At 60.9% G+C, this 1,990-nt stretch carries 1 protein-coding gene; it reads right to left on the bottom strand.

The features are described 5' to 3' along the window. Positions 1–182: 182 nt before the first annotated feature. Complete coding sequence (ltrA, locus tag C0Z19_RS27630) at positions 183–1,493, bottom strand: group II intron reverse transcriptase/maturase (RefSeq protein ID WP_102613006.1); 1,311 nt, start codon at positions 1,491–1,493, stop codon at positions 183–185. Positions 1,494–1,990 lie beyond the last annotated feature (497 nt).

Raw genomic sequence — 1,990 nt, 5'->3', positions numbered from 1 at the left:
GGTAGAGTCGAGATGTGGCGCGGTAGCGGTAGGCTCGGTTTGTCTGTTGCCGCCCCTTTCGTCCGGCGGTGCCCGAGTAACCTTGCCCTAACCCCGTTTCCACATCCCGCTCATCGAACCCAGCGTGCAGATCTCCCGCACTGGGCTCTCGGACAAGACTTCACACCTTCGTACACGGCAGGTTACCGCCAAGGCCCAGTCAGACGAACGAGACCGAAGTGCCCGTAGAGGTGCGAGGATGGATAGCTCCCGCCCCTGCGACGCCTGAGCTTGTACTTGTTGCGTAACCACCGACGCAACCGCGCAGCGGTGTAGTTGTCGAGCGCCCGATACGCGAGTCTGTCCGTTCCTACCTTGAAGTAGTTCGCCCAGCCGCGCAGCGTGCGGTTCAACTTGCCCACCAGCTCCATGGTCTCCTGCCAAACCGTCTTGAGGGCGGTCATCGCATGGATCTTTTCGACCATGCGCCGGATACTCTTCTTCGACGGTCGCATACCCATTCGGGCCTGCCCAGTCGTCGGTGAGTATAGCCGCCCAAACGTATAACCCAGGAAGTCGAATTCACCTTCTGGGACCTTGCAGATTCGGGTCTTCTCCTCGTTGACCGTCAGCTTCAGTTTGCCCATGATCTCGTGCAGTTTCAGCAACGCCTCCTCGGCCTTGCCTCCCTTGCACAGGATCACGAGGTCGTCCGCGTAGGTCACAATGCGACTGCCAAGGCTGCGCTGAAGTCCGAGCTTCTTCCACGCCAACACAAACCGGCGCATGTACACATTCGCCAGCAGTGGCGAGATGGGAGACCCTTGCGGAATACCGCGTCCGCTATCTCGGGCCTCCGTCGTGCGTTTCCTCCGGCCTCGGTCGTCGGTTTCTTCAACGGGGCATTCCAGCCACATCTTGATCAGATGCAGCACACGCCGATCGACGATGCGTCGCGCGAGCGACAGCATCAATTCGGTGTGGGGAATGCTGCCGAAGTAGTCCGCGAGGTCGGCGTCAACAACGTCCGTTTGCCCTCGATGCAACCGTTCCTCCACCTCGATCACCGCTTGCTGGGCATTGCGGCCCGGACGGTAAGCGTACTGCTCTGGTGGAAGGTCCGCTTCGAAGATCGGTTCGAGCACCAGCATCGCTGCTGTCATGCACACCCGATCCCGCAAGGTCGAGATGCCCAGTGGCCTCAGCTTGCCATTGGCCTTCGGGATAAACACTCTTCTGATAGGGTCCGGCCGGTAAGCCTCCTGCCTGAGCGCAAGCGCCAGTTCACCGAGCCACTTCTGCACCCCGTACGCTTCAATTTCCGCGAAGTCCTGCCGATCGACACCCGGCGCGCCCTTGTTCGAGCGGCACTGGGCATACGCATGCGCCAGCACATCCTCGCGATAGATCTTGTCGTACAGCGCGTAGAAGCGATACCCGGCTTCTGCCTTCGCTTTCGCGTGTAACGCCGTCTGCAGTTTCTGAACACTGATCGGAGTTGATAGGTTGCCCAATCTCCAGGTCCCTCACCACGTGTTGCGTTTGTCTTGAACTGAGGTCCCTTCCCTCCACCGGCATTACCCGGCTTCACCGGTACTACGGGCCTCTCCGTCATCCCAAGGCGCCCGGCCTGTCCCTCGCGGGCGTCCGGTTGGTCATCCCTGACCACGCCATGGGACTTCCCGTGTTGCGTACGCTTTCCTTGTGTACATGCTGTCGCCACTACCCCGGCGCAGCGACTGGGCGTCCAGCCTGCTCATTCACCCAGCCGTATCAGCCTTCCCCGATAGGGTTTTCGGGTCGGCCTGCGCATCGACCTTTTCGAGGCTTGCTCGGCGTTCACTCGCGTTACGGCCTGCACACTCGCGCTGTCACCTATTCGTGACACGCATTACCAGAGGCTTCAGCCACTTCGTTACCTCCATGACTGCTCCAGTTGCTTCCGGCTGGAGCGGTTGCCGGGCGGGGCTTGCACCCGCTGGAAAGCGCCACCTTTTCACGGCGCACACCC

The sequence above is a fragment of the Trinickia soli genome (assembly GCF_002879855.1).
Lineage (GTDB): Bacteria > Pseudomonadota > Gammaproteobacteria > Burkholderiales > Burkholderiaceae > Trinickia > Trinickia soli.
This window is presented reverse-complemented; position numbering and strand designations above follow the sequence as displayed.